The following is a 25,805-nucleotide window of genomic DNA, read 5'->3' on the forward strand; positions in this document are numbered from 1 at the left end:
ACCTTCGTATCCTTTATAATATAGGGGAGCTTTACGTCTCACCATCATTATAAACCGGAGGTAGAGAAGGATGGAATTAAAAAACAAAGCCGCCATTATTACCGGCGCGGGTAAAGGGATCGGCAAAGCGGTCGCCACCGCCCTCGCTAAAGAAGGCGTCAACTTGGGCCTGATCGCCCGCACGACGAGTGACCTGGAGGCGCTGCAGAAGCAGCTGTCCGGCGAATTCGGCATCCAGGTACATATCGCTTCCGCCGACATATCCAAACGCGAAGAGGCCGAGGCCGCCGTGTCCCAGTTGATCGGCGCGCTCGGCACCGTCGACATTCTGATCAACAACGCGGGCGTGGCCAAGTTCGCCACCCTGAACGACATGGATCCGGCCGACTGGGAGCGGATCATCAACGTAAACCTTATGGGCACGTACTATGTGACGCGCGCCGCGCTGCCGCATCTGCTGGAGAAGCAAAGCGGGGACATCATCAACGTGGCGTCCACGGCGGGCGAACGCGGTTTTGCGACCGGGTCGGCGTACTGCGCCTCGAAGTTCGCGCTGCTCGGGCTGACCGAATCGCTGATGCAGGAGGTCCGCAAGTCCAACATCCGCGTCGTGGCCCTCACGCCAAGCACGGTGAACACCGAGCTGGCCGTGAACACGGGGCTGAAGATCGGCGACGAAGACCGGATGATGCAGCCGGAAGACGTGGCCGAGCTGGCTCTGGCTACGCTGAAGCTGCCGAGCCGTGTTTTCGTCAAAACGGCGGGCATCTGGACGACCAACCCGCAGTAACAGGGGCGGGTTATTGCGAAAAAAAGAAGAAGCCGCGGTTTCCGCGGCTTCTTCTTTTTGTATGCTGAATCTGCTTGCTCTTTATTTGCTTCTGCGCCGCCGGGCGAGTTCCAATTTTAAATAACGGCCTTTTGGGCCGTTATTTCGGTCCGATTCGACTCCACGGGCATAATAGCGGTCAAAAAGGGCCTTATTTACCTTGTGCGGACCCCAAATCAGGGTTTGGGCGGCTTTTTTCCAAAAATAAGAGCCTAAAAGGCCGCTATTCGGTTCAGATGAGTCTAATTCGACAAAATAGCGCCCCAAAAGACCCTTATTCACCTACCCTACCAACCTCATCAAAACGGACTTGGCCGCTGACAAATTTGCTCGAGGTTGCCGCAACGCTAATGCTGTAGTCTGTAGCGAGCACCGAAATCAGGGCTTGGCCTCCCCCTACTTCCGCGCCCCATGCTCCGGTCGAACGTTGAGGAACACATTCACCGCAAACAGAAGCACGCTTACCGTCACCAGGATCGCTCCCAGCGCGGTAATCCGCTCAAAGGCGGCGTTTCCCTTCACCACCATGGCCAGCGCGACCATCATGACCGGAAAGCCGATCATGTGCGTCCAGAATTGGAGAACGCCCAGGAAACTGGCCGCTCCCTTGGGGAACAACCAGTAGATCACGCCCGCCAGCGCGAAGGAAGCCCATCCCAGCAAATTGACGTGCGCGTGGACGCTCCCCAGGTCATAGTCGTGGTTCATGGACATGTACATGCCGAGCAGTATGCCGATAACGAAATAGACGACCGACACTTTCAAGTAGGTGATCCCGGTGATCTTCATGCGGTTTGACCTCCTTTTTGTCACAAAAAGTTCAAACGCTTGTTTTCCTCACCATTGTATTCCTGCTTGGCCCGCTTCATGACCATTCCTCCGGGAGCAGCCTCGCATAGTGGGGCTGCCGGTACCGGTCATCCACCAGCAGCAGTACGCCCTGGTCCTTCTCCGACCGAATCAGCCGGCCTCCGGCCTGCAGCACCTTGTTCATCCCGGGATAAACGTACGCGTAATCAAACCCGTCCTTGCCCTGCGCCTGAAAGTACTCCTTGATGATGTCGCGCTCCAGCCCGATTTGCGGCAGTCCGACGCCCACTACGGCTACGCCCGTCAACCGGTCGCCGACCAGGTCGATCCCTTCCGAAAAAATCCCGCCCATCACGGCGAAACCGACCAGCGTATCCTCCCGCCCCGCCTCGAAAGCCGCCAGGAACGCCTCCCGCTCCGCTTCGGACATTTCCCCCCGTTGTACGAGCAGCCGGACGCCTTCCGGGACATCCGCCGCAAACGCCTCATAAATCAGGTTCATATAGGCGTACGAAGGGAAAAAGAACAGGTAATTCCCCGGGGGCCTTTCCGCCACGACCCGGCGCAGCAGCCCCGCCAACGCATCCTTTGTCTGCTCCCGGTCGCGGTAACGCGTCGACAGGGGATGAATTTGGACGTCCAGCTGTTCCCGGGAGAACGGGGATGGAATCGTGACGGTATAATCCTCCGGCCCGGCTCCCAGCATATCCCGGTAATAGGGCAGCGGAGATAACGTCGCCGAGAAAAAGACCGAGGAACGATATCCCTTCCTCGCTTCCCGCAGCAGGTAGGAGGGATCGAGGCAGAACATCTTGACGCGTACGTCTTTGGGGGAGTCCTCCGCATAGGTGACATACCGCTCGTCGTACAGCTTGCCGATCCGCATAAAAGCTTGGGCGTTGAAATAAGCCTGTAGCAGCAGCTCGCGATCTTCAGGGTTTGCGGCCGCCGGGCCGGGTGAAGCGAGCTCCGGCTCCGCCTGGAGGATAAATTCCTCCAGCAAAGCGAGCAGGTCCTCGGGTTTATCCCGGTCCACCCGATGCGGTCCCTCCATTGTTTTGCGCAGCGCGATAAAATATCCGTTGACCGCCTTGGCTGCCCGGTGCACCCCCGCGTTCACGCCTTTATAAGCCCGCTGCAGGGCGAGGAAACCGGCCTTTTCCAAAACCGCCGAGTACATTTCCCTGCCCCGGTCGACCAGATTGTGGGCCTCGTCCACCAGCAGCGCGGTCCGGTTCTTTTGCTCGGCGAACAATCTTTTTAAGGACACGCGAGGGTCGAATACGTAGTTATAGTCGCAGATGACCGCGTCGGCGGCGTAGGCCAATTCCAGCGAAAATTCGAACGGGCATACCGTGTGCTTCCGGGCATACCGCTCGATCACCTGGCGGGTGATCCGGGTTTCCCGGGACAGGATATCCAGCACGGCCGCATTGATCCGGTCATAGAAGCCGTCGGCAAACGGGCAGTCCTCCTTCCGGCAGCTCATTTCCTCCTGAAGGCAGACCTTTTCCTCCTGAAGGCAGACCTTTTCCTTCGCGGTAATGGTCACCGCGTGCAGGCGAAGCCCGCGCGATTCCATGAGCGCAAAAGCTTCCTCCGCGGCGGTCCGCGTAATCGTACGGGCGGTCAGATAGAACAGATGCTGCAAATGCCCTTCCCCCATCGCTTTGACGGCGGGAAAGGTGGTGGAGATCGTTTTCCCGATGCCGGTCGGCGCCTTGGCGAACAGGTTTACTTTTTCCGCAATCGTCTTGTAGACCGCTCCCGCCAGCATGCGCTGCCCCGCCCGGTAGGCCGGGAAAGGGAACGCCAGCTCCGCGACGCTGCGATCCCGCGCCTGCCGGTGATCGCGGAGCATCTTCGCGAATGGCGCATAGCTCCGCACCACCTCATGTACGAAGGCCTCCAACTCGGCGAATGAAGCCGTCTGCCGGAATCGTTTTTGCTCACCGGACGGAAGCTGGACATAGGTCAGCTGAACGTTCATTTGCGCGAGCCCGCGATCCTTCGCCACGATATAGGCGTAGCATTTGGCCTGGGCCCAGTGTACAGGGTACGTATCCTCCGCAATCAACGTCAGATCCCCGGACGTCGACTTGATTTCGTCCACGGTCAGCTTTCCGTCCGCTTCCCGCAGCAGGCCGTCGCACCGCCCGTCCACGGCAAAAAGGAGATCCCCCCAAGGGATCTCCGCCGATACGTACACTTCTTTCTCATCGCCCTCGCCGTATTCGCGCTGCACCTGCTGGTGCGCCCTTGTCCCCTCGACGAGAGCCTGGGCCGTCCGGAAACCGCCCAGGTCCAGATCGCCGCCGCGAAACACATACTCTACCAGCGGCCTTACCGCTATACTAACAACCGGATTGCTCATCGTTTCCTCCGCCGTCACAGAACATTTGTTCTAAGTATAGCATACGCGCGGGGAGAAGGGGTACCATAGCCGATAGGCGAGCATGGGGAAATCCCTTGGCAACTGAAAAAGATGCAAATCTGCAACAATTTTTAGCCGTCTATCGAGCTCTGAGCAAAATCCCTGCAAATCTGCAGGAATTTTCGGACACATTCGCAAAATTTCCTTGTTCCGCCATAAAAGCTTGCAGATTCGCAGGAATTTTTAGTTTTCCCCCCGATGAGAAAAAAAAGCCTGCAGATTTGCAGGAATTCACACGAGATATGCGACGTTTCCCGTTTCCGCCTAACCCTTCGCCGCCCGGAACTCATGCTCCAACAAGCTCATTGTAATGGAATCGTGATACTTGTGATTGTAAAAGAGCGCTTCGCGCTGAACCCCTTCCTTCTTAAATCCCAGCTTCTCATAAACATGGAGCGCGCGGGGATTGTAATCGAAGACGTTCAATTCGATGCGGTGCATATTCAGAATGCCGAAGCCGTAATCCAGCATCAATCTTAGCGCCTCGCTGCCGTATCCTTTCCCCGTCTGTGCCTGAGAACTGATCGCGATGCGGATGTTGCAGTTCCGGTTGTACGGATCGATATCCTGTAACGCGATATCCCCGATCAACTCGTCGTTCTCCCGCAGGGCGATCAGCAGCAGCACGCTGGAATCGTCCTGATTTTTGCGTTCGATATAGGCGGCGGTCCCCTCCTTCGTGAAATGCCGCTGGGTTCCCGTCAGCCTCCGCGTTTCCGGATCGTATAAATTGTAAAAATACCACTCCGCATCGTCCACGCCGATCGGACGCAAATAAACCTGCTTTCCTTCCAAAAATCTGGCGTATTTCATCGTACTCCATCATCCCTTCGGTTCTCTTGTCCATCCACTATAGCAAGTTATTGTATACTTAAAAATATACAAATTGGTCAAAAAGAAAAGGACAGATGAACAATGGACTTTTTTGCGAACCTTCTTCCGCCGGGAACCGCCGATCCCCGCCCAAGCTACCGATACCAGGAAATCTACGAGATGATCAAACAGAACATCATCAACGGGATGCTCACGGAGGATAACCGCTTGCCCTCCATCCGCAAGCTCGCCGAATTTCTGTCGCTCAGCGCGACGCCGGTCGAGCTGGCGTACCAGCAGTTGATCGCCGAGGGTTTTATCGAGAGCCGACCAAGGCGGGGTTACTACGTAACCAAGCTGCCGGAAGCTTACGGAAAGCTCGGCAGATCCGCCGTCCTCCCGGGAGAGAAAACCGTTCCTCCCGCTTCCGCCGCCCAAGCCGAACCCAAGAAAATCCCGGAGAAGATCCGCTATGATTTTCATCTCTCCAAGAACGACTTCACCCTGTTCCCTTTTTCCATTTGGAAAAGGCTCCATCATCAGCTGTTCGGACCCGAACACCGGGATCTGATGTTTTATGGAGATGCCCAAGGGGAGCTCGGACTGCGCCGGGAAATCGCCGGGTATCTGCGCCAATTCCGCGGCGTGATCTGCGATCCCGGCCGGATTGTCGTTGCGGCGGAGCAGCAGATGCTGGTCCAATACCTTGCGCTTCTGTTCAAGAATCATACCGACGGCCTGGCCGCCGAAGATCCCGGCTATCGACTGATCCCGGCGACGTTTCACGCGCTCGGTTACCGGATTGATCCGATCGCTCTCGATGATGCCGGTCTTCGCCCGGACCTACTGCGGCAAAGCTCGGCCAGGCTGGTCAGCGTCTCGCCTTCCCATCAGTTTCCGCTCGGGATAACGATGCCCGTCGGGCGCAGGCTGGAATTGCTGGAATGGGCCAAAGCGGTGGACGGTTATATTTTGGAGGACGATTACGGCGGCGAATTCCGCTACCAAGGCAGGCCGATTCCCTCGCTGCAAGGACTCGTGGCGAACAACCATGTGATCTATCTGGGCGGCTTTTCGCAAGTATTGGCGCCCGATTTCTGCATTCACTACATGGTGCTTCCGGAACATTTAGTCGCCCGGTATCATGACCTGCGGCGGAATCTCATGTTCGAAGCTTCCGCCTCGCGAATCCATCAGCGGGTTCTGGAGCAGTTCATCCAAGGGGGATACTTCGAAAGACATGTGCGCAGAATGCGTAATTTATATCGCAAGAAAAACGTGCTGTTGACCGCCTCCATTCAAAAGCACTTCGGCGGCCGGGCCGCCATTTTGGGCGACGGGGCGGGGCTGCACCTTGTGCTGGAAATCCGCTCCCGCCTGAGCGAAGCGGAGCTGCTCCGATTGGCCGGGGAGGCGGGGGTCAGGGTCGCATCGGCGGCGTTCTTCTGGCACAAAAAAACCGAAACCGACCAAAAACGCTTTATGGTCGGCTTCGGAGGCATCCCCGCGGAGCTCATTGACGAAGGCATCCAACGCTTGCATGAGGCTTGGTCCGCGTACCTGATTGAACCCGGAGGATCGGAGATTCAGCGGGCCAACCGGATATGATACTCCTTCTCCAGATAGCGGTGAATCCGTTTAAAATCGGCCGGGGTCAGCTCATGCAGCCGCTTGCCGTCCTTGAGCTCACGGCCAAGGATAATGCCGATGGTTTCTCCGGCCAGCGCCGTGGTAGGGATAATACGCGCACTGCCGTAGGCTTTGATCGCGGCACCGACATTTTTGCCCGCCACCAGCACATTGTCATAGTTCTTCAACTCGAAAGAGCGCAGCGGGATGCCGTACCGGTCGGGCTTTCCGTAACCGATCCCTTTTTTGACGATCCGCGTGGCCTGCAAATCGACGGGATAGCCGCCGATCGTCACATTGTCCCAAAACATCCGGCCGGACATGAGATCCGGATAATCCAGCACGTATTCCGTCTCATACCGGTTGTAGTCTCGAATGTACAAATATTCCGGGTATCCGTTCAGCTTTGCTTTGGCAAAGCCGGGAATATGTTTGCGCAAATACTCCAAAATATAAGGGGCCTCCGCCTTTCCTTTCGCCACAGCGGCCGCAACGGACTTCGGGTTGGCCGGATCCACATCGTAGATCAGCAAACTGTTGATGATAACCTCGCCGTCCTGCTGATAGGTCGCATTGAGACCGCGCAGCATCAGTTGGCTGTCCCGGGGCTTATAGTTATAAGTCAAATTGCTGAATCCGGTGGCAAAATCCCAGTCGACATAGGTGTTGGAGCCGTATTTTTCACGGACATGGGTCAGCGGGTAATCGTCTAGAACGGCCTGGTGCAGCGCCTTCCAATCGATATTTTTAAACTTCAGCATATACGTCGCCGCCATGTAATCGGGTTTCTTGCCTTTATACAGGCTTTCCATGCCCGGAATCCGCCTGCCGTTCAGTTTTCCGGTCAATGCATTGAAATCCGTGTTCTCGACAAAATACTCCGCTTGCACCGTGTACTTCGACCCCTCTGTTGTCCGGTATGTCAGCGACTTCAGCGACTTCAACGACCTCCCCGGCTTTCCTTCCTCCCGCGGCGAGGTTTCCACCGCTTCGATCGCAATCCCGCTCTTAAGGGGAATCCCCCGGAGCAGCCGGTTGAAGTAGCGTTCAAAGGCGGCCGGCTTGCGGACCAATCCCGCTTTATAGCCGTCGTACAAGGTCTTCAATTCGCCTTGCACCAAGCTCCGCTTCTTGTTGTCGTTAGGCTCGTCCAGAACGAGCATCTGGCCTTGGATCAACTCTCCGCCCGGCTTGCTGCGCGGGTCTAAAATCAGCACGTTTAATCCGAGATCATGGGCGGATTTGGCCAGCAGCACCCCTTCGATCTCACTGCCGACCACTACGACGTCGTAACGGGTGCAGCCGACCCCGCAAGAGTCGGCCCGTTTCGGGGCCGCGGCTCCCGACGGACTGTAAACATGTAACATCAAAGCGGCGGTTAGGAGGGCAAGACAATAACGAAAAAACTTACTGCGGCGGTTTATCATAGACGACACGTTCTCCTCGCATAGGTAATATGAGGCTATTGTACCTCCGGTCAGACCGGAGCATCCAGTATCTAACGGCTTTTTTTAGGAAACCCTATCCCCGCAAAGGCAGTAGATCCCACGAATTTCGCAGATCCTTACCCCTGTGTTCTAACCTATCGCCACCCTTTCCCCGGGTTCGACATCATTCCCGGATGGATGTTCATTTGTTATTATCTAATCTATAATTTAGGAATAACAAGTAAATAAGAAGGGGGTTTGAGCATGAGCTTCCAACGCGATTTTGTCTGGGGGGCGGCCACGGCGGCCTACCAAATCGAAGGAGCGGCCCGGGAGGACGGAAAAGGATTATCCGTATGGGATATGTGCTCCGCGATTCCCGGTTTTGTCAAAAGCGGGCATACCGGGGAGATAGCCTGCGATCACTACCATCGTTATAAAGAAGACGTTCGGATCATGAAGGAACTCGGGTTAAAAGCTTATCGCATGTCCATCTCGTGGCCGCGGGTATTGCCGGAAGGGACGGGCCGCATCAACGACAAAGGGCTGGAATTCTATGATCGTTTGGTTGACGAGCTATTGGAGAACGGCATCGCTCCCTATGTGACTCTATTTCATTGGGACTATCCTCATGAGCTGTTTAAAAAAGGCGGATGGCTTCACCCGGACAGCTCCGACTGGTTTGCCGAGTATACGCGGACGGTCGCCGAGCGCTTGTCCGACCGGGTCAAGCACTGGTTCACGCAAAACGAACCGCAGTGCTACCTGGGACTCGGCCATTTTACAGGCACCCATGCCCCGGGCCTGAAGCTCGGGCCCGCCGAATGGCTGCAGGCGGTGCACAACTCGCTTCTTGCGCACGGCAAGGCGGTTCAGGCGCTGCGGCAGACCTCCAAGCAGCCTTGCGAAATCGCTTATGCCCCGGTCGGTATCACCTCGTACCCCGTCACGCCGACGCCGGAGAATATCGAGGCGGCCCGGGAGCGGACGTTCGGTATTACGGAACCTACGTTTTGGATGAATACGTGGTATATGGATCCCGTTTTTTTCGGGAAGTATCCCGAGGACGGGTTACGTATGTTCGAGCCTTGGCTGCCGAAGTTCCAATCCGGCGATATGGACATCATCCGCCAGCCGCTTGATTTTCTGGGTCTCAACATTTACCACGGCACCCCGGTGCAAAAAGGAGCGGACGGACAGCCCGAGGTCATCGGCAACGCGGCGGGCCATCCCGAAACCATGACCCGCTGGACGGTGACCCCGGAATCCTTGTATTGGGGACCCAAGCTGTTCCACGAACGATACGGGCTTCCGATCATGATTACGGAGAACGGCCTGTCCAGCATGGATTGGGTCAGCCTGGACGGGAAGGTCCATGATACGCAGCGCATCGACTTCCTCCACCGTTACCTGCGGGAATACCGCAGGGCCGCCGCTGACGGCGTGCCGCTGAAGGGCTACTTCTGCTGGTCGCTCCTGGATAACTTCGAGTGGGCCGAGGGTTACCACGAGCGTTTCGGTCTCGTGCATGTCGATTATAGCGACGGCAAACGAACCATCAAAGATTCCGGTTATTGGTATCGATCGGTGATCGAGAGCAATGGCGACGCGCTGTAAGTTTGAAAGAGCCTCCGACTCACCTTGGGGTGGGCTGAGGCTCTTTTTTGCAGGGCAAGCGGTTACATTTGAATTTTGAGGACAACGGGCGAAATTAACCCTTGATCTTATGCGATTTAAACCTAATAATTAGTAGCTGTATAAGTTGAATGTTAGTTGAGTCATCGGCGCTGCATTAAAACTGACACGGGTGCTGCATTAAAACTGAAATAGGTGCTGCTATCCGCAGTCTCAGCTGCCGCCCGTTATAATAGCGGCGTTTTGGGCCGTTATTTTGGGCCAATTTGCGTTTTCGGGAAAAATAACGGCCCAAAAGGGCTTTATCGGGCCTTATTGCTCTGGTGCGAGTCCAAAAATCAGGTTTTGGCCCGCTTTTCCCTAAAATAAGGCCTCAAAAGACCGCTATTTCTCACCGAAGGGACGAATTCGACAAAATCACGCCTCAAATGGCCCCTATCCACCCGCCCGGCTTCAAAGGGAGGCGATTACGGCCATTAGACCCTTCGGGTTAATGCAACGCTAGTGGTCAAAGAGGCCCTTATTGGCCTTGTACCGACCCAAAATCAGGGTTTCGACCGCTTTTTCCCAAAAATAAGAGCCTAAAAAGCCGCTATTCGGTTCCGATAAGCCAAATTCGACAAAATCACACCGGAAAAGACCCTTATTTATTTCCCACCGCTGTCAAAGGGTATCGGCTACGTCGGAGTCTACATCATTAACTGGAAAATATCCTGTTAATTTACCGCTCTTGGCTTTTCCATCAGAATTAGCTGGAAAAGTTCCAGCTAATTCGCGGACCTATTGCCGAAATACACAATTTCGGGCGAATTAACGGGAGGTTCTCCAGCTAATTCGCCTCTACAGCCGCATATGTACCAAATTAACGGGAGGTTTTCCCTTTAATTCAAACCAAACATCTAGTTGTAGATCAAGAGCGTGAAAAGAACGCTTCACGCCGCTGTCTAATATGCAAATCCATAGTTCAACCTATATAATTCGACAAAATCACGCTGCATCGGGGCCTTGATCCTGAACGGCCTACAATATTGGGAAGACCCGCTCTTCAGAAAGGTTGTACAACATGAATTCTACATCCACACCCGCTCTTAGCGAAACTAAGGCTGCGGCCTCCACAAAAAAAGAACCGTTTCCCGTCGCGCTTCTGTCGCTGACGGTCGGTTCGTTCGCCATCGGCATGACCGAATTCGTCATCATGGGCTTGCTTCCGAATGTGGCGGCTGATCTGCATGTCAGCATCTCCACCGCCGGGCAGCTGATCACGGCTTACGCCATGGGCGTAGCGATCGGCGCCCCCATTCTGACGCTGCTCACCCAACGTATCCCGCAAAAAGGATTGCTCTGCCTGCTGATGATATTGTTCATCTTGGGCAACGGCATCTCCGTATTTGCTCCGAATTATACGGTTCTCATGGCGGCGCGCATTCTGACCGCGCTGACCCACGGCACGTTCTTCGGCGTCGGGGCCGTCATCGCCGCCGGCCTCGTCCGGCCAGAGAAGCGCGCCGGCGCCGTCTCGATCATGATGGCCGGCCTGACCATAGCCAACATCGTCGGCGTCCCGCTCGGCACCTTCGTCGGCCAGCAGATGGGCTGGCGTGCCTCCTTCGGCGCCATCGCGATCATGGGCGTCATCGCCTTGGCCGGCATACTGCTGTTCGTGCCGCGGCTGCGCCAGGAAGCGCCCAGCGGGATGGCCCAGCAGATTCGCTCGCTCCTGCGCCCGAAACTGCTGCTGTTCCTGCTGATCGCGGCGCTCGGCAACACGAGTCTGTTCGCCGTCTTTACTTACATCGCCCCGCTGCTTCAGGATATTACCGGCTTCGCCGAGCACAGCGTGACCTGGATTCTCGTGATCTTCGGCTTCGGCGTGACGATCGGCAATATCCTCGGTGGACGCCTGGCGGACTGGAAGCTGATGCCGTCACTGCTCGGGCTTTATCTGATGGTAGCCGTTCTTCTCGGCGTCTTCACCTTCACGATTCAAAGCCCGGTTCTGGCGGTCATCACGATCTTCTTCTGGGGCGTCGCTTCGTTCGGCGTCATGCCCGGCCTTCAGGTGCGCATCATGAGCCTGGCCCAGGCGGCGCCCGCCCTCGCCTCCACCTCCAGCCACTCGGCCGGCAACCTGGGGAACGCCGCCGGCGCCTTTATCGGCGGGCTGGCCATTACCCACCTGGGCCTGACGTCGCTGCCGTGGATCGGCTCGCTGCTCGTCAGCCTCGCGTTGATTCTTGGCGCGATCAGCTATGGCGCCGAGCGTAAACAGGGCGCGGCGTAGGCCGGTCGGTCCGGTTTCGCCCCTAGGTAATAGGAAAAAGCCTGCAAATTTGCAGGCTTTTTTCTATTGGCGCCTCGTAGGCGTCTCGGCATCGACATCGATGCGCAACCTCCCGGCGGCCGCCGGATTATCGGCCCCACTGTGGAGACAGCGCCAACAACGGGTGTCCATCAACTCATGCCGCCCCCAGCACGACCAGCAGGGCCGTCCCCGAGCCGAGGAAGCAACCGGCCAGGCAGTCGGAGGGGTAGTGCACGCCCAGGTATATCCGCGACAGGCCGACGATCGACGCGAGCGGCAGCAGGATTTGCGCCAGACCCGGAGCCACGAACAGAAAAGGAATCGCGACGGAGAACGCCGCCGTCGTGTGCCCCGACGGGAAGGAATAGTCCTTCAGCGGAAGAATGGCGATTTGGGCCTGCGCCAGGGCATTGTAGGGCCGGACGCGCTGAAACGTATTCTTGATCAGCACGGCGAGCAGATGGCTCACCGTCAAAGCGATCAAGCTTAGCCAGCCGGTTCGCCGCCATGGGCCTTCCGCAAACAGAATCACGGACAGGACGCAGCCAATGGTGAAGGCGGCGCTGCCCATGTGGGTGAATTTTTTGAGGAACCCATCCAGCCAGCGGTTTCGCAATCTGTGGTTGCACCACAGAAACAGCCGGTTGTCATATTCACGCATCCTAAGATAATAACGGTTTTTCATGTCCCAACACTCCAAGCGGAAGCAAACTTTATAACAGGCGGGCGGCTAGTGCGGCTGTCCTGCCTTTTGTCCGGCGGTTTTGTATGAACTGACCGGCCGAATCCAGTAAAATATCATAATCGCAAACAGCAGGATGGCGCTGATGCCCACCGTCACCGTAGCGTCGAAGCTTTCCGCCATCCATCCCCCGAGCATCGGCCCGATGATAACGCCGATTCCTTCAATTCCGGAGAGAACGCCCCAGCCCGTCGCTTTTTGCTCGGCCGGGACGAAGTAGGACAGTATCGCGTTCCAGGCCGGCAGCACGGCGGCATAAGCGGCACCGAGGCAGACCGCGAGGAGCATCGTGCTGAACATCTGCCGGGAGTAAATGAGCAAGCCCAGGCAGGCGGCCAAAGCCCCGAAGCCGACGATCAGCAGCCATTTGTGGCCCCACTTGTCGGCGAGACGGCCCATCGGAATCAGCAGGAGCACGGTCATCGCTCCGCCGGCCATCAGCACGATGGAATATCCCGAATAATCCAGCGCAAGATATTCCGAAGCGAAGCTCGGCAGCACCGGCACCAGCAGTCCCGCGGCCATCGTCTGTACGATCATGCCGGGAACGAGCGGCTTCATTTGCGTAAGCTTGTTCTTCATCTCCCGCATCTGCTGCCTGAACGGAATCGCGGCAATTTGACTGGCGGACGGGAATTCGACCTTAATCACGGCCGCCAGCAGCCAGCCGGCACACCATAATCCGGCGAGCAGCCAGAACGACAGCTCATAACTCCGGTCGATCAAAAAGTTGACCGCGACCGGACCGAGCCCGAGAGATACCAGCCAGATCGTATAGACCGAACCCATTTGCGAGCCCCGGCTGTCCTCCTGAATTTGCGAAAGGCACAGCAGCCATACGGGAGATACCCCGATGCCGATCAACCCGGCCCCGAGGATGATGGCCCAAGGGGCGCTCACGCCATAGGAGACGAGCAAACCGAGCAGGCCTAACAGCAGGAACAAATTCAAGATCAGCCGGGCCGGAAACCGGTCAAGCACGTATCCCGCCACGACCTTGATCAAGGTGTCGGCCAAATAATGCACCGAGATGGCGATTCCCACGGCGGCCAACGTAATATGCCGCTCTTTCGCAAAGGCGGGAAGAAAAGAAATCAGAAAAGCGCTGCGGGCCATTTCGGTCAAAAACAAAATGGCTGAACGATGCAGAAAAGAAGGAGAAAATTGACTCCGCCATGCGGATTTTACTGAACGCTTCATAAATTCATTAGACTCTCCTATACTCCATATTTATCTGGTTCATCATCCTCGGCCAGCGGTCCGCCGATGCAAACAACCTGACGGCGGTACTCCTCTCCGGCTCTGACCGGCTGCTCCGCCACCGTACGCAGTACATCCTCTACAATCGTATCGGAGGCATGCCCTACGGCGAGAGCTTCGTATTGCCTGATCATCTCGTTTCTTTTTTCTTCGGAATCCAGAATTTCGCGGGCCCGCTCCACCAGTTCACCCACGCTCGAGGCGACCGACGCCGCTCCCTTGCGCTCAAGATACCGGGCGTTCTCCAATTCCTGTCCGGAAAAAGGCCGGTAGACGACTATCGGCGTGCGAATTTGGATCGCCTCCGACAGCGTGATTCCTCCCGCTTTCGTAATCACACAGGAAGCCCGCCGCATCCGCTCGTGAATCTCCTCGACATACCCGAACAGGCGCAGCCGATCATTCCCGGCGAACCGGCGCTCCAGCCTCCGCTTCATCTTGTCGTTTCCGCCGCAGACGATGTCGACCCGTACGTTCTCCAGCGCCAGCAGCTTCGCGATCACCAACTGAATATTCGGGAGAGGGATGTAGGCTCCCATTAAAATGAGAATGGTACGGGGCCGGGGCTGTTCCGATTTTGGCGAAGCCGGCGTGCAAAACGGTTCGCGAACCGGAATGCCGGTCACCGTAATCGCATCGCGATCGGCTCCGCGCCGCACCATCTCCGTTTTCAAATCCTCCGTCGCTACGTAAAAACGGTCGGAGCGGGTAAGCAGCCAGCGGTTATGCAAACTGAAATCGGTGACAACCGTAAACCAGGGAACGTGGATGCCGTTCTTTTTCAAAGTCTCGGAAATCCCCCCGAAGGGAAACGTGCAGATGATGGCATCCGGCCGCAGCTCCTTCAGAATGGCGACGAATTTCTTTACGCCGAGCCACCCGCTCCATTTCGCAAACGCGCTGTTCGTCTTCGCATTCCGGGTGGCGTAATAACTCCAGCCGTAATAGTCCAGACCATACGACGAAAAATACGGGCTGCATAGGTACAAATAGCGGGAGATGGAGTTCATCCCGGGGTGCGCTTCCTGGTAAAGGTCCACGATGCTGATATTGCCGATCCCGCGCCGGTAAAAAGACTGCTGCAGTGTTCGGGACACCTGAATATGGCCGTTCCCATATCCGGCGGTCAGGATGACGATCTTCAAATCTCTCAAGACGAGCTACCTGCCTTTCCACCGATTTGACGTAACCTCCCGCTTCTTCCGTTCACTATCCGATAATTAGTATATAAAAGTTCAAGGTGAACGAAACCGGGCAGGCGTCGGGGAGTTTCCCCGACTATAGTCCAGAAAATGACTTATTTTACAATGCCGTCGGGCTTGCGGCGCAACTCCGCCATAAAATAATCCATCGCGCTTTGAAACTCGTCCGGCAGACTTTCCGTTTGCAGGTAGTCGCACATCCCGCGGGAAACCGCATCCGGGTCCTCCCCAAAACGCTCCACGATCCGTGCAAACTGTTCCCACCTTCCGATATCGTCGTGGAAGGCCTGCCTTTTCGTCGGTACGCCGTGGGACTCCACGTAAATTTCCGCACCGTAGCTGTAAGCTTTGGAGATGAGTCTCAAAAAGTGGGCCGGCGTATAGGAAAAGGGACCGCCATACACGGATGGACCCAACGCGTCGCCGAGAAACAGCGTCTTGTCTTCTTTTACGTAAAGAAAGCAGCTATCCTCCGCATGGTCACCGCCCACATGCTCTACCGAACAGGTGACGCCGCCCAGGTCGATATCCAGACCGTCCGCAAAGAGCAGGTCCGGCACGATCACCCGCATATCGGCGATATCCCCGTACTCGCCCTTCATGTCGGAAATGGTGCGGTCGCTGATCACACCCTCGTCCGACAAGCGCCGCAGCACCGCATCGGACCATTCGAGATCCGCCAGGGAACGCAGCGTCTGCGCTGTGATCCGTTGAGCCATCACCGGCACGTCCCAGGCCGGAAGCCCAAAGGTATGGTCCCAATGCCAGTGGGTCAGCACCAAATAGTCCGGCTTCGGCAGCCCCTGCTCTTGCAGATATTCCTGAAATTGCGCCGCATGTTGGGGGGAATTCCCGGCGTCCATGAGGAGACTCTTCCGGCTGCCCCGGATGTGGGCCAGAATCGGCCGATCCGTCTCATGTTCGGCGTGCATGATATGAATATGTTCGCTAATTTGTTCAAAACGACTCAAGATAAGCTCATCTCCTCCTGAAAGTAGTATACAGAAGCCATGGACAACATGACTACCAAATTTTTACGCTCACTCCGCTTCCCGCAGCCTTTCCACGACGGTGGCTTTCGTCAACAAGCGGTAGGCCGCCAGGGTCACGGCCGCCGACAGGACGAGCAGGACCGGAATCGCGGATAAAATCGGCCAGACGGACATCCGGAATACCATAAATGCCATATTGTCGGAAATCCCCTTGCCGATCTTGTAGATCAGATATAGCCCCGCCGTTCCAAGAATGGCGCCTACGAGCAGCGTGCCGTACGCCCCCTCATAGAGGAGCGTTCTTTGAAGCTGTCTGCGGGTCATGCCGACGCTCTCCAGCACGGCAAATTCATGCCGCCTTGAAAGAATCCCCGTAATCACCGTGTTGATGTAATTCAGCACGCCGATCAGCGCAATGGTGAAACTGAGCCCATAACCAACGGTCTTAAAGACCGTAATAAAGCCCTGCATTTCTTCGACGTAATCCTCCCTCGATTTCATCGTCAGCTCCGGATGGGCATCCACCAGCGACCGAACGGCATTTCCCGCTTGCTCCAATCCGGCCTGCTCGGCATGCAAAGTCAGTGAGAGAAGCTTCGGCTCTTTCACCGACCGGGTAAATTCATCCGCCGGAAGATACCAACTGAACCCTCCGACCGGGTAAACCTGGGTTCCCGCCGCGTAGAGCGCCTGCTCGTTCAAGAGGGCCATGACCTCATATTCCCGCTCCGAACCCGGCAGCCGGATAAAATCACCGGGATGGTAATAGGTAACGTACTTCCCCTCGACATTCAACGACGCTTCCGAAATCAGCACATATTTTCCGGTCATGAACTTGTCACGATCCAACGATCCTTCGAGGATGTCTCCCTTTTGGATCTGGTTCATCCAGCCCCGGTCCACCCCGTAAAGCTGCGTACCAATCCACCCTCGTTCGAGGATATGGGAGTATGCGGGAAACTCGGGAGCCTCTTGTTCCGCCAACGGGGCCAGCATCGTTTTCATCCCCGGGGTAAGTGCCATCTCCTCGTAGGAAAAATAAACCCTGTCCACCCCGGTAATCCCCTCCGTACCGGCCAACAATCGGGTTAACTCATCCGTCAGCGCCGTCCCCGACACCACCCCGCTGGTATCCGGCAATTCCTTCACGACAAAATCCCCCGCGATGAAGGTGCTCAGGTATTTGTTTACATTCAGCGAGGAGATTAGCGCGTAAACGGTGCCGAACAGAATCAGACTGAGCGATAGGGAAGCCAGCATGAGCCATAATTTCTTCTTATGGCGGAACAGATTGGCCAGCGCCATCCGGCTCAGTTTGGCTCCCCCCGCGGAACGTTTGAACTTTTTCCGCCCTTGGCCGCCCAGGCCCGTAAATTTCACCGCTTCGACAGGGGCAATGCGAGAGGCGGCCCGGCCGGGTTTACTAGCGGCGATGCGCACCGTCAAGTAGGAAAAGAGCGCCGCACCGGCAAAAATTAACGGGCTTGCGGAGTAAGCCATCTCCAGTTTGTTTCCCGTAAAACGGGTGAGCATCGGCGTAATCCAGCAGCCTACCCCATAGCCCAGCAGCAATCCGACAGGCAAAGCGATAAGATAGAGGCGATTGGCCTGGATCGTAATGATCCTCCTCAATTGCCGGGGTGTCGTCCCGATGGTTTTTAGAAGCCCGTAAAATTTAATGTCCCGGACGACGGAGATGTGGAAGATATTATAAATAAGCAAATACCCGCTCAGCATGATGATGAGCAAGAGCACGGCGTACGGCAGCAAATCCAGCGGGTTTTCCAGCAGCTCCACGCTGGTATACGCCCAGTTCACCCCGTAATCCGCCTTGATTCCCGTATCGGCCAGCACCTTATGGATTTTGCCTTCAATTCCGAAGGCGTTGTTAAACATGACGTCCAGTCTTGTCGTATTCGTATAAGTGCCGCTGCGACGGGTCATTTCCGGATCGATGCCGGAGAGTTGGTCCCTGGCAAAAGCCTCCGAAACGAAGGCGAGTCCGGACATCGCGACGTACCGGTCCGCCTTGTAGTAGCCGGACAAGGTGAACTTCCGCGTCACCCGCTTTTTGTCGATCTCCAGCTCCAGCTCAATCTCGGAGCCCAATCGATGGGGTACGCCCAACAGGTCCAGAGCCCAGGTGTTCATCGCGATCTCATCTTTTCCCGTCGGCAAACCGCCATCCTCAAAACGAATAAAACTGTGGTCGGCGACTTGCCGATCTATCGCGTCGATCTCCACGCGCGTGCCGCGAAACGCCTCGTTTACCGCATCACCGACAAGCAGCGCCTTCCCGAATTCTTTAATGGAAGGATGCCGGGCGAGCCGCTCCGCTTCATCCGGCGTTAAATATTTGAAACTGCCGTGAAAATCGCCGCCGGACGTCTTCATCCGGGTCAATTCCATCGACCGGTTGATGTTGAACGCCATCGTGAACACGGACGTCAGCAGCAGGGTCGTCAGCACGATAGCGCTGATCACAAAAAAATTGCGCGTCCGGTTGCCCCGCAGACTCCGGCCCGCCAGCCGGGAAACCGCCGCTCCTCCGGCCGGATGATTTTTTCCCGTCATCCCCTACACCCCCCGCTTGCCGGAGGTCTCGGGACGCATCGCAATCTTTCCGTCCTCAATCCGGATGATCCGGTCCGCCGTCTGGGCGATATCCTCGTTATGGGTGATCATCACGATCGTCTGGCCGAACTGCTCGCTCACCTGCTTCAGCAGGATCATCACTTCCTGGCTCGTTTTGCTGTCCAAGTTCCCCGTCGGCTCGTCCGCCAGCACGAGGGACGGCTTCGTCGCCAGCGCCCGAGCGATCGCCACCCGCTGCTGCTGTCCGCCCGACAAACGGGACGGCAGTTGGTGTACCTTGTCCTTCAAGCCGAGCGCCCTGATGATCCGTTCCACATAGTCCTTGTCGACCCGCGTGCCGTCCAGCTCGATCGGGAGCACGATATTCTCATAAACGTTAAGGATGGGAATAAGGTTGTAATGTTGAAACACAAATCCGATCGAACGCCGCCGGAAAATGGTCAGCGCTTCGTCGTTCATGGCAAAAATATCGTTTCCGCCGACGAACACTTTGCCCGATGTGGCCCGGTCCAACCCTCCCATCATGTGCAGCAGCGTGCTTTTTCCGCTTCCGCTTGTGCCGACGATCGCCACGAACTCGCCTCGTTCCACCGTCAGCGAAATCCCGTCGAGCGCTTTGACGACGGGTTCGGTTTGGCCATAGTATTTTTTCAAATGATCAATTTGCAGAATCGGCATACTCTTTCTCTCCTTCAGTTACCGGCAGTTTTGTTGGATCAAATTCAATCTAGCAAACCAAACTGACATCCGGGTGACTGAAAAATAACGGAATGGACATATTCATCTCCCGCATTCCACCGGCAAAAAAACAGAGAATACCGATCCCTCTCCAGGGACGGAGGATACTTTGATATAGCCGCCCTGGGCCGTCAAAATTTGGCGGGTCACGTATAACCCAAGGCCGACGCCCTCATACCGGGCCGTACGGGGACTGCGATAAAACCGCCGGAAGACGGCGGCCCATTCGCTCTCCTCAATCCCGATCCCCGTATCCGCGATATCGATCCGGACGAACATTTCGCCCGTCCGGGCCGTCATCGTAATGCTGCCGCCGGGGTCACTGTATTTGACCGCATTCTCCAGCAAATTGAACAGGGCCTCCGCCGTCCATTTCGGATCATGGCAGGCTGTCACGCCCGGTAAGCACTCCACCTCAATGCCGATCCCCTTTTCTTCCGCCTTCCCGTAAATTTGCGAGACGGAACGGGTTAAGGTGGGCATAAGAGGAGCCGACACGGCCTGAATGGCGATCATGCCGGTCTCCAGACGCGACAGGTTTACGAGGGAACGGATCAACCAATCGAGTTTGGCCGACTGCTCCTTGATACTGGCGACGTACTGACGCGCCTCATCCCTAAGCTCCGGAACCTCCTCCAGCAGCCCGCTGTACAAAATAATGTTGGAGAGCGGTGTTTTGGTCTGATGCGAAATATCCGAGATGAGCGCCTTCATGCTGTTTTGTTCCGCAGCCAGCTTCTGTTCCTGATTGCTCGACAACTCGATGTAGCGGAGAATCTTCTGCTCGAAGGAAGACAGGGGAGTATCGGTATATTCCATCCGGCGCGTTCCCCCGCTCAAGGCCCCGTCCATGATGGAATGAAGGGTGTCCATCTCGTCGGCCGCCTCCCGCTTAAGGGTTCGTACCAGCGCTCCCCCCAACATCAGCAGCAGAAGGGCAAACAAGACCGAAGCCCAACCCGCCCGCGGTTCAAACCCGGCAAAGTAAGCGACCGCTCCAATATACCCGACGATGAGAAGCACGAATGCCCCTGCATAAATCGAATAAATCCTACTCCGGCGGGGCGGTTTTGGGGGAAGGTGACGATTCATTCCCGCTCTCCCGCGTTCCAGGTGTAGCCGAGGCCGTAAACCGTTTTGATATGGACGGGGGCGGAGGGCTCGTCCTCGATTTTGGAACGCAGCCGTTTTACCGTCACCGTCAGCGCGTTCTCATCCACAAATTCGGCCTCCCGGTCCCAAACCCGTTCCATCAGCTGCTCCCGGGTCAGGACCTGGCCGGGATGCGAGACCAGAACCTTCAGCAGCTTCTGTTCCGTCTTGCTAAGGGACAGGCTGACGCCTTTCTTGCGGAATTCCATTCTGCCGAAATCGAGCATTAGGTCGCCGGCCGTCAACCGCTCTTCGTAGAACGGCCGGCTCCGGCGCAGTACCGCCATGACTCGGGAGCGCAGCACCATCAGGCTGAAAGGCTTGGTGATGTAATCGTCCCCGCCGAGCTCGAACCCCAGCACGATATCGCTCTCCATATCGTTGGCGGTTAAAAAGATGATCGGTACCTGCGAGGTCCGCCTGATTTTTTCGCAGAGATCAAGTCCGCTTCCGTCCGGCAAATTCACGTCCAGCAGGATCAAGTCGATCCCGCCCCGCGCCAACCGCTCCTCCGCCCCGGCCAGATCATAGGCCTGCTCCAGGACAAGCCCCTCCTGGGCGAGCGTCAGCGCGATGCCTTTATTCAAACTGATATCGTCTTCTACAATGAGCAATGTGGTCATGCGGCAACGCTACCTTTCTTCCGTACAATCTTCTCCACTAGTAAAACGTTTCCGCGGCCCGTGAAGTTTCATAACATAAAAAATCCCCCGGACCGAGCCGGCCAGCTTAATAGCTGTACCGCGCCAATCCGGGGGATTTCATTTATTTTGCGCCTTCGCCGCGCCCGATCAGACCGGCCTGGACCAGGAATCGCTCGATCAAGACCGCGGTCTCGGCCCGGGTCATGCTGTCTTGCGGCCGAAGCTTGCCGTCGCTGCCGCCCGCGAGCCCCCGCCGGACAGCGGCGGCTACCGCAGGCTTCGCCCAATCGCTGACGTCAGCCCGATCCGCAAAAGCAGCGAGCGGCGCATCGGCCGAACCTTCCGCGTTGCCGGTTCCGTCCGCTGCCTGAGCCGCCATTCCTGTGAGCTCCGCAGCCCGGCCGATCATGACCATCGCCTCTTCACGCGAAATCGTCCGCGACGGCCCGAATACGCCTCCTTCATAGCCCTTGATCAGGCCGTATTCGGTTGCCCGGCCTACGGCCCCGGCGAACCAGTCGGCGGCGGCGACGTCCTTGAACCCGGCGGCCTCGCCGCCCCGATCGTTCAAGCCCAGCGCCCGGATCAGCATCGCCGCGAACTCCGCGCGGGAAACGGTCCTGTCCGGCTGGAAATGCGCCGGGTCGGCACCGCGGACGATCAGTCTGGAAGCGAGGCCGTTCACCGCGGCACCGGCCCAATGATGCTCCATATCCGCGAAGGCGGCCGTTTTTCCGACCAGCGCGTAAGTGCTGTTCGTGAGACTATGGATGACGGCGAACTTGACGCCGTCGTGTTCTTCGATATAGAAAGGTACCGGATACACCGTACCGTTCGGCTCCACGACTACCGCACCAGTCACGCTGTCCGCTTTGACGCCTTCCGGCAGAGGAAGCTCCCTCCGCATGTAGAAGCCGAACCGCTCGACGGAGACGGTAGTCCCCGCCAAAGATGCCGTGACCGTAAAATTCACCGGGCTTCCCACCGGAGTGAACCCTTCCCGGTTAGCGGCGCTTTGCATGGCGACCTGCTCGATCGGACCGCCTTTCGCAATGAAGATTTTTACGTTCGATTCCCGTGCTCCCGCCTCCAAATCCGCCACGGCGGCGGGGAACCGGTAATGGCCTATAGGCGTGCGAACCCACAAAATCGCTTTGTTATCCGCCAAAGCAAGCAGGGTCCGGCCCTCCAACAGCACCTCTGCGGCCTCCGCCTCTTCAGGGGCGCTGATCTCGATGACCGCCTCCGGACCCGAACGGGCCAGAAGCTTCGCCAAGCTCTCGGAGTTCAGTTCGGCCGACCAAAGGGCTGTCCCTTCTTGTTGCAGCATAGTCGCTTTGCCGATCGGTTCTTGCCAAGCCAGCCCGTTGACCCGTACCTCCAGCTGTGCTTGCCGGGACGGTGCAGGAGCCGGAGTTCCCGGGTTTGCTCCGCCAGAGCCGCTCCCCGAGGATGAGCCGGAGCCGTTTGAACCGGAACCCGGATTCGGGTTAGGCTGCTGCGGGGCCTCTTTTTCCCGGGTGACGGTAATGTCGTAAGTCTTCGTTCCGCCGTCCTGCGCCTCAACGCGGATTTCTATAAAATTCACACCTATGTTTAAGCCCAAAGGCGGCGAGCTTTCTCCGGACGGTACAGACGCCCCCGCCACCGTGATCCGTGCAAGCGGGTCCGCCGCGACAGGCGTTATCGCCATATGCGTCAGACTGGACGGAACACGGACCGCGTAATGTGTAACGGCCGGATCGAAGCCGGGGGTCAGAATTCCGTCCGAAATCAAGAGACCGCTTAAATCCGCGCTGCCCTGCGGCTCCGGAGCCGTAGGCGTCGCTGCCGCCTCATTGGAGTAAGCGCTTGTTCCTCCCGCATTCCCCGCTTTTACCGCGAAATAATAGGTCGTTCCGCTGCTCAACCCCGTCGCAGTGTATACGGCGTCCGTTACAGTATGGACCGGGAGGGCCCCGTAATCCCCGGGTGCCGTTCCTTGATAAATCTCGTAATACGTGGCCCCCGTCACCGTACTCCAGTTCAGAGAAACCGTTCCGTTACCTGGAATCGCCGCCAAGTCCGTTGGAGCGGCCGGTGCCGCCACAGGTTCGCGTTCGGTGACAAAGTTCCAGCCTTGCGGCCCGGGCCCTCCCGCATATCCGTTATTCTCCGCGTCAACAAAAGCCCCCGGTTCGATCTCCACATCATAGGCCGTGTCATATTCGAGTGAGACGCTCCGGTCGATTCGGTATCGGTTCCCGCCGAGGTTTACCGCATCCTCCGTTGGAATCCGGTCCGCCAACGCGCCGTCGCTTTGCCGGGTCAGCCGAATGAATTTCCCAGCCACCGGGGTTACCGGTTCGTCAAAGCCGAACTCCAGCGCGGCGGTAACCGGAACATCCCGCGCGCCGCTTGCCGGTGACGACGAAACGAGCACCGGTCCGGCAACGTCGATCCATTTGGCGTAGAGCGTGATGCTCTGCGTCAGCAGGGTCGAGAAGTCGAACGGCGTCACGTACAGTCGATCCTCAAACCAGCCCGCAAAACGGAAGCCATCCCGGACCGGAGCGGCCGGAACGGCGGCGGCTTCCCGATAGTTAACCGTTTGGCTGGCTACAGGCGATCCGCCGCTGCTGTCGAAGGTAACGATCCGCGGATAATACAGGGTGAAATTCACCGTGGTCTTGTTTCCCGCCGCATCGGTCACCTCCAGCTTATGGACGCCCTCCGTTGCTACGGTTCCGCCGCTTGCGAACGGCTCCCCGTCCAAACGGCCATACCCTTCGTTGAACGTTATCGTAACGGCAGCGTTATACCTTTCGCCTTCGGCAGCACCGTTTACCTCAGGCGGAGTCTTGTCGATCGTGAATTGCAGTTTTGTGACATTGCCTGCGGCATCGGTTACGACAAGGGTGTGCACCCCTTCCCCGCTTACCACACCGCCGCTTGTAAAGGGACTCCCGTCCAATACCGCGAATCCCTCGTTAAACGTGATCGTTCGATCGGAATTGTAAATCCCCTGATCAACGGCACCGAACACGATCGGAGGAACCGAGTCGATCATGAAATTCACCGTAGACTTGTTCCCCGCCGCATCGGTTACCTCCAGCCGGTGCTGACCCTCACCGCTCACCGTCCCGCCATTCGGAAACGGAGCGCCATTCAACAGGGCCGTGCCTTCGTCAAAATGAATGGTGACGTTTGAATTATATGTCGCTCCTTCGGTAACCCCCGAAATCACCGGCGGCGTTTTGTCGATCGTAAACTGGACCGTTTTGACAAACATACCGGATATAGTGGACGTCACAACCAGCCGGTACGCTCCTTCCTCGCTTACCACGCTTCCGCTGGTGATAGCCCGGCCGTTCAACTGGCCGGTCCCGTTCTCAAACCGAATGATCACATCGCTTCGGTAATTCCCGCCGTCCGTGACCCCGCTGATGGTCGGCTCCAATTCCCCGACCGTCAGGGTGACGGTCGTTTTCGCGCTGCTTCCGTTATCGTTGCTGGCGATGTAGGTAAACGCATCCGTACCTGTATAGCTTACGGTCGGCCTGTAAGTAAAGGAGCCGTCCTTCTTGAACTGGATCGTTCCATGCGAAGGCGAATCCATGATTTTGGCCGTAACCGCATCCGCATCGTTGCTTAGGACTCCGTTTTGGCGATTAACGCCGAGCGTACTGTCCGGAGCGACGGCATACCCGTCCGGCTGAGGCACGGGGAGCTTAAACGCGCGAACCGGAGGGACACCCGTTCCGACCACATAATAGGTCAAAGCTTGCGGATTATTGCGCAGGTCCGGCAGCTTAAAATAATCCGCCCCCTCCCCGTATAACCCGTTCATTAAGCCCCGCAGGTCCTCATTTCCCGCATTCGGCACCGTACGGCCATCCGCTTCCGCCCACGGAGCTCCCGCCCAGCCCATCGGGAACGCCACAAGCTCCCCGGTAAAATAGTCGGTATCTTCGGCGGATGACGAAGTGGTTGAGGTAGCTATGTAATACGACAACGCTTGACGGCCCTGGTCGTCAACCAAGGGCGGAGCCTCTATGGCCGGAAGCTGGAAGAACCGCGGATCCACCCGTGGCCCGAACCGATTCCCAAGCATATCCGCCAGTTGGGGATACTCCGATACAATATGCGTTCCGCCATCGGCGGGCAGCCATCCGTGAAGATAGCGTCCCGGATAGAAGGGGAATATTCGGACTTCCCCCAGCTCCCGCTGCTCTCCGTGATCGGCATCCTCATAGTTCGGGTAAGCCCCTTGCACGGCCATATAGTAGCCCGTACCTTGAAGCGGTTCATACCCCCTCAGATCCGGCACGGCAAATGTGCGTGCGCCATCACCGCCAAATTTGTTCCCCAGTATGGAAAACAAGGCCGGATTCCCCGCAATCGGCAGCTCCTGGCCCGCGCAATAGATCCACCCGTTAACTCCCGTGTTATACGGGAACAGGCGAATTTCGCCTATAAACGGATAGGAAGCCGCAGCCTGCGCCCTCTGCTCAACAGGCCAAAAGCCTCCCAGTACAAACTGCACCGTTAAGAGGAAGGCAAGTAGGGACTTCCAGACGACCCCGCCCGGCCCCCGACTCTTGATTCGATTCATTGAAAAA

18 protein-coding genes are annotated in these 25,805 nt (G+C 57.2%); 4 read left to right on the forward strand and 14 right to left on the reverse strand.

All coding sequences use genetic code 11. From position 1 onward, the window contains the following. The first annotated feature begins 70 nt into the window (after positions 1–70). On the forward strand, positions 71–790 hold the full coding sequence (locus FRY98_RS15245) for a 3-ketoacyl-ACP reductase (protein WP_148453436.1): 720 nt from the start codon (positions 71–73) through the stop codon (positions 788–790). An 81-nt stretch (positions 791–871) separates the two neighbouring features. Here FRY98_RS15245 and FRY98_RS15250 read toward each other — a convergent pair whose 3' ends face one another. From FRY98_RS15250 to FRY98_RS15265, 4 genes are all read right to left on the reverse strand, one after another. Beyond that, positions 872–1,111, reverse strand: coding sequence for a hypothetical protein (locus tag FRY98_RS15250; protein ID WP_148453441.1), 240 nt, complete (start codon positions 1,109–1,111; stop codon positions 872–874). A gap of 114 nt (positions 1,112–1,225) precedes the next feature. Continuing rightward, the gene (locus tag FRY98_RS15255; RefSeq protein ID WP_148453443.1) at positions 1,226–1,618 is read right to left on the reverse strand and encodes a heme-copper oxidase family protein; all 393 of its coding nucleotides are present in this window, start codon (positions 1,616–1,618) and stop codon (positions 1,226–1,228) included. A gap of 76 nt (positions 1,619–1,694) precedes the next feature. Next, positions 1,695–4,013, reverse strand: coding sequence for an ATP-dependent DNA helicase (locus tag FRY98_RS15260; protein ID WP_148453445.1), 2,319 nt, complete (start codon positions 4,011–4,013; stop codon positions 1,695–1,697). Positions 4,014–4,337: 324 nt separating this feature from the next. Next, on the reverse strand, positions 4,338–4,886 hold the full coding sequence (locus FRY98_RS15265; protein WP_148453448.1) for a GNAT family N-acetyltransferase: 549 nt from the start codon (positions 4,884–4,886) through the stop codon (positions 4,338–4,340). Positions 4,887–4,988: 102 nt separating this feature from the next. Here FRY98_RS15265 and pdxR point away from each other — a divergent pair, with 102 nt between their 5' ends. Then, positions 4,989–6,494, forward strand: coding sequence for a MocR-like pyridoxine biosynthesis transcription factor PdxR (gene pdxR, locus FRY98_RS15270; protein ID WP_148453451.1), 1,506 nt, complete (start codon positions 4,989–4,991; stop codon positions 6,492–6,494). Here pdxR and FRY98_RS15275 read toward each other — a convergent pair. Further along, a complete protein-coding gene (locus tag FRY98_RS15275) occupies positions 6,473–7,942 on the reverse strand; it encodes an FAD-dependent oxidoreductase (RefSeq protein ID WP_148453455.1) in 1,470 nt (489 codons plus the stop codon). The genes pdxR and FRY98_RS15275 overlap by 22 nt on opposite strands. Before the next feature lie 264 nt (positions 7,943–8,206). On the opposite strand from FRY98_RS15275, the gene FRY98_RS15280 reads away from it, so the two are divergent. After that, positions 8,207–9,559 carry a GH1 family beta-glucosidase gene (locus FRY98_RS15280; protein WP_148453458.1) on the forward strand — a complete coding sequence of 451 codons (1,353 nt, stop codon included), beginning with the start codon at positions 8,207–8,209 and terminating at the stop codon, positions 9,557–9,559. A gap of 1,081 nt (positions 9,560–10,640) precedes the next feature. Next, positions 10,641–11,858, forward strand: coding sequence for an MFS transporter (locus FRY98_RS15285; protein ID WP_148453460.1), 1,218 nt, complete (start codon positions 10,641–10,643; stop codon positions 11,856–11,858). A gap of 175 nt (positions 11,859–12,033) precedes the next feature. On the opposite strand, the gene FRY98_RS15290 is transcribed toward FRY98_RS15285, so the two are convergent. The 9 genes from FRY98_RS15290 to FRY98_RS15330 form a co-directional block, all read right to left on the reverse strand. Further along, positions 12,034–12,564: a phosphatase PAP2 family protein gene (locus FRY98_RS15290; protein WP_148453463.1), complete on the reverse strand. Its 531-nt coding sequence runs from the start codon at positions 12,562–12,564 to the stop codon at positions 12,034–12,036. A 45-nt stretch (positions 12,565–12,609) separates the two neighbouring features. After that, entirely contained in the window at positions 12,610–13,821 is a 1,212-nt protein-coding gene (locus tag FRY98_RS15295; protein ID WP_148453466.1) for an MFS transporter, read from the reverse strand. Positions 13,822–13,838: 17 nt separating this feature from the next. After that, positions 13,839–15,035 carry an MGDG synthase family glycosyltransferase gene (locus tag FRY98_RS15300; protein WP_148453469.1) on the reverse strand — a complete coding sequence of 399 codons (1,197 nt, stop codon included), beginning with the start codon at positions 15,033–15,035 and terminating at the stop codon, positions 13,839–13,841. A gap of 143 nt (positions 15,036–15,178) precedes the next feature. Beyond that, a complete protein-coding gene (locus tag FRY98_RS15305; RefSeq protein WP_148453472.1) occupies positions 15,179–16,054 on the reverse strand; it encodes an MBL fold metallo-hydrolase in 876 nt (291 codons plus the stop codon). A 69-nt stretch (positions 16,055–16,123) separates the two neighbouring features. After that, positions 16,124–18,649: an ABC transporter permease gene (locus FRY98_RS15310; RefSeq protein ID WP_148453475.1), complete on the reverse strand. Its 2,526-nt coding sequence runs from the start codon at positions 18,647–18,649 to the stop codon at positions 16,124–16,126. A 3-nt stretch (positions 18,650–18,652) separates the two neighbouring features. Next, complete coding sequence (locus FRY98_RS15315; RefSeq protein ID WP_148453478.1) at positions 18,653–19,348, reverse strand: ABC transporter ATP-binding protein; 696 nt, start codon at positions 19,346–19,348, stop codon at positions 18,653–18,655. Positions 19,349–19,450: 102 nt separating this feature from the next. Beyond that, positions 19,451–20,431, reverse strand: a complete 981-nt coding sequence (locus FRY98_RS15320; protein ID WP_225039128.1) for a sensor histidine kinase — start codon at positions 20,429–20,431, stop codon at positions 19,451–19,453. Between the two features lie 65 nt (positions 20,432–20,496). After that, positions 20,497–21,183 carry a response regulator transcription factor gene (locus FRY98_RS15325; RefSeq protein ID WP_148453484.1) on the reverse strand — a complete coding sequence of 229 codons (687 nt, stop codon included), beginning with the start codon at positions 21,181–21,183 and terminating at the stop codon, positions 20,497–20,499. Positions 21,184–21,325: 142 nt separating this feature from the next. After that, the gene (locus tag FRY98_RS15330) at positions 21,326–25,798 is read right to left on the reverse strand and encodes a tail fiber protein (RefSeq protein ID WP_148453486.1); all 4,473 of its coding nucleotides are present in this window, start codon (positions 25,796–25,798) and stop codon (positions 21,326–21,328) included. Positions 25,799–25,805 lie beyond the last annotated feature (7 nt).

It is taken from the genome of Paenibacillus faecis (assembly GCF_008084145.1).
GTDB classification, from domain to species: Bacteria; Bacillota; Bacilli; order Paenibacillales; family Paenibacillaceae; genus Fontibacillus; species Fontibacillus faecis.

Excerpts from the sequence above, each read along its gene's own strand:
- FRY98_RS15245 (WP_148453436.1), top strand. The coding sequence starts at position 71 with ATGGAATTAAAAAACAAAGCCGCCATTATTACCGGCGCGGGTAAAGGG.
- FRY98_RS15255 (WP_148453443.1), bottom strand. The coding sequence starts at position 1,618 with ATGAAGATCACCGGGATCACCTACTTGAAAGTGTCGGTCGTCTATTTC.
- FRY98_RS15260 (WP_148453445.1), bottom strand. The coding sequence starts at position 4,013 with ATGAGCAATCCGGTTGTTAGTATAGCGGTAAGGCCGCTGGTAGAGTAT.
- FRY98_RS15265 (WP_148453448.1), bottom strand. The coding sequence starts at position 4,886 with ATGAAATACGCCAGATTTTTGGAAGGAAAGCAGGTTTATTTGCGTCCG.
- pdxR (WP_148453451.1), top strand. The coding sequence starts at position 4,989 with ATGGACTTTTTTGCGAACCTTCTTCCGCCGGGAACCGCCGATCCCCGC.
- FRY98_RS15275 (WP_148453455.1), bottom strand. The coding sequence starts at position 7,942 with ATGATAAACCGCCGCAGTAAGTTTTTTCGTTATTGTCTTGCCCTCCTA.
- FRY98_RS15280 (WP_148453458.1), top strand. The coding sequence starts at position 8,207 with ATGAGCTTCCAACGCGATTTTGTCTGGGGGGCGGCCACGGCGGCCTAC.
- FRY98_RS15285 (WP_148453460.1), top strand. The coding sequence starts at position 10,641 with ATGAATTCTACATCCACACCCGCTCTTAGCGAAACTAAGGCTGCGGCC.
- FRY98_RS15290 (WP_148453463.1), bottom strand. The coding sequence starts at position 12,564 with ATGAAAAACCGTTATTATCTTAGGATGCGTGAATATGACAACCGGCTG.
- FRY98_RS15295 (WP_148453466.1), bottom strand. The coding sequence starts at position 13,821 with ATGAAGCGTTCAGTAAAATCCGCATGGCGGAGTCAATTTTCTCCTTCT.
- FRY98_RS15310 (WP_148453475.1), bottom strand. The coding sequence starts at position 18,649 with ATGACGGGAAAAAATCATCCGGCCGGAGGAGCGGCGGTTTCCCGGCTG.
- FRY98_RS15315 (WP_148453478.1), bottom strand. The coding sequence starts at position 19,348 with ATGCCGATTCTGCAAATTGATCATTTGAAAAAATACTATGGCCAAACC.
- FRY98_RS15325 (WP_148453484.1), bottom strand. The coding sequence starts at position 21,183 with ATGACCACATTGCTCATTGTAGAAGACGATATCAGTTTGAATAAAGGC.
- FRY98_RS15330 (WP_148453486.1), bottom strand. The coding sequence starts at position 25,798 with ATGAATCGAATCAAGAGTCGGGGGCCGGGCGGGGTCGTCTGGAAGTCC.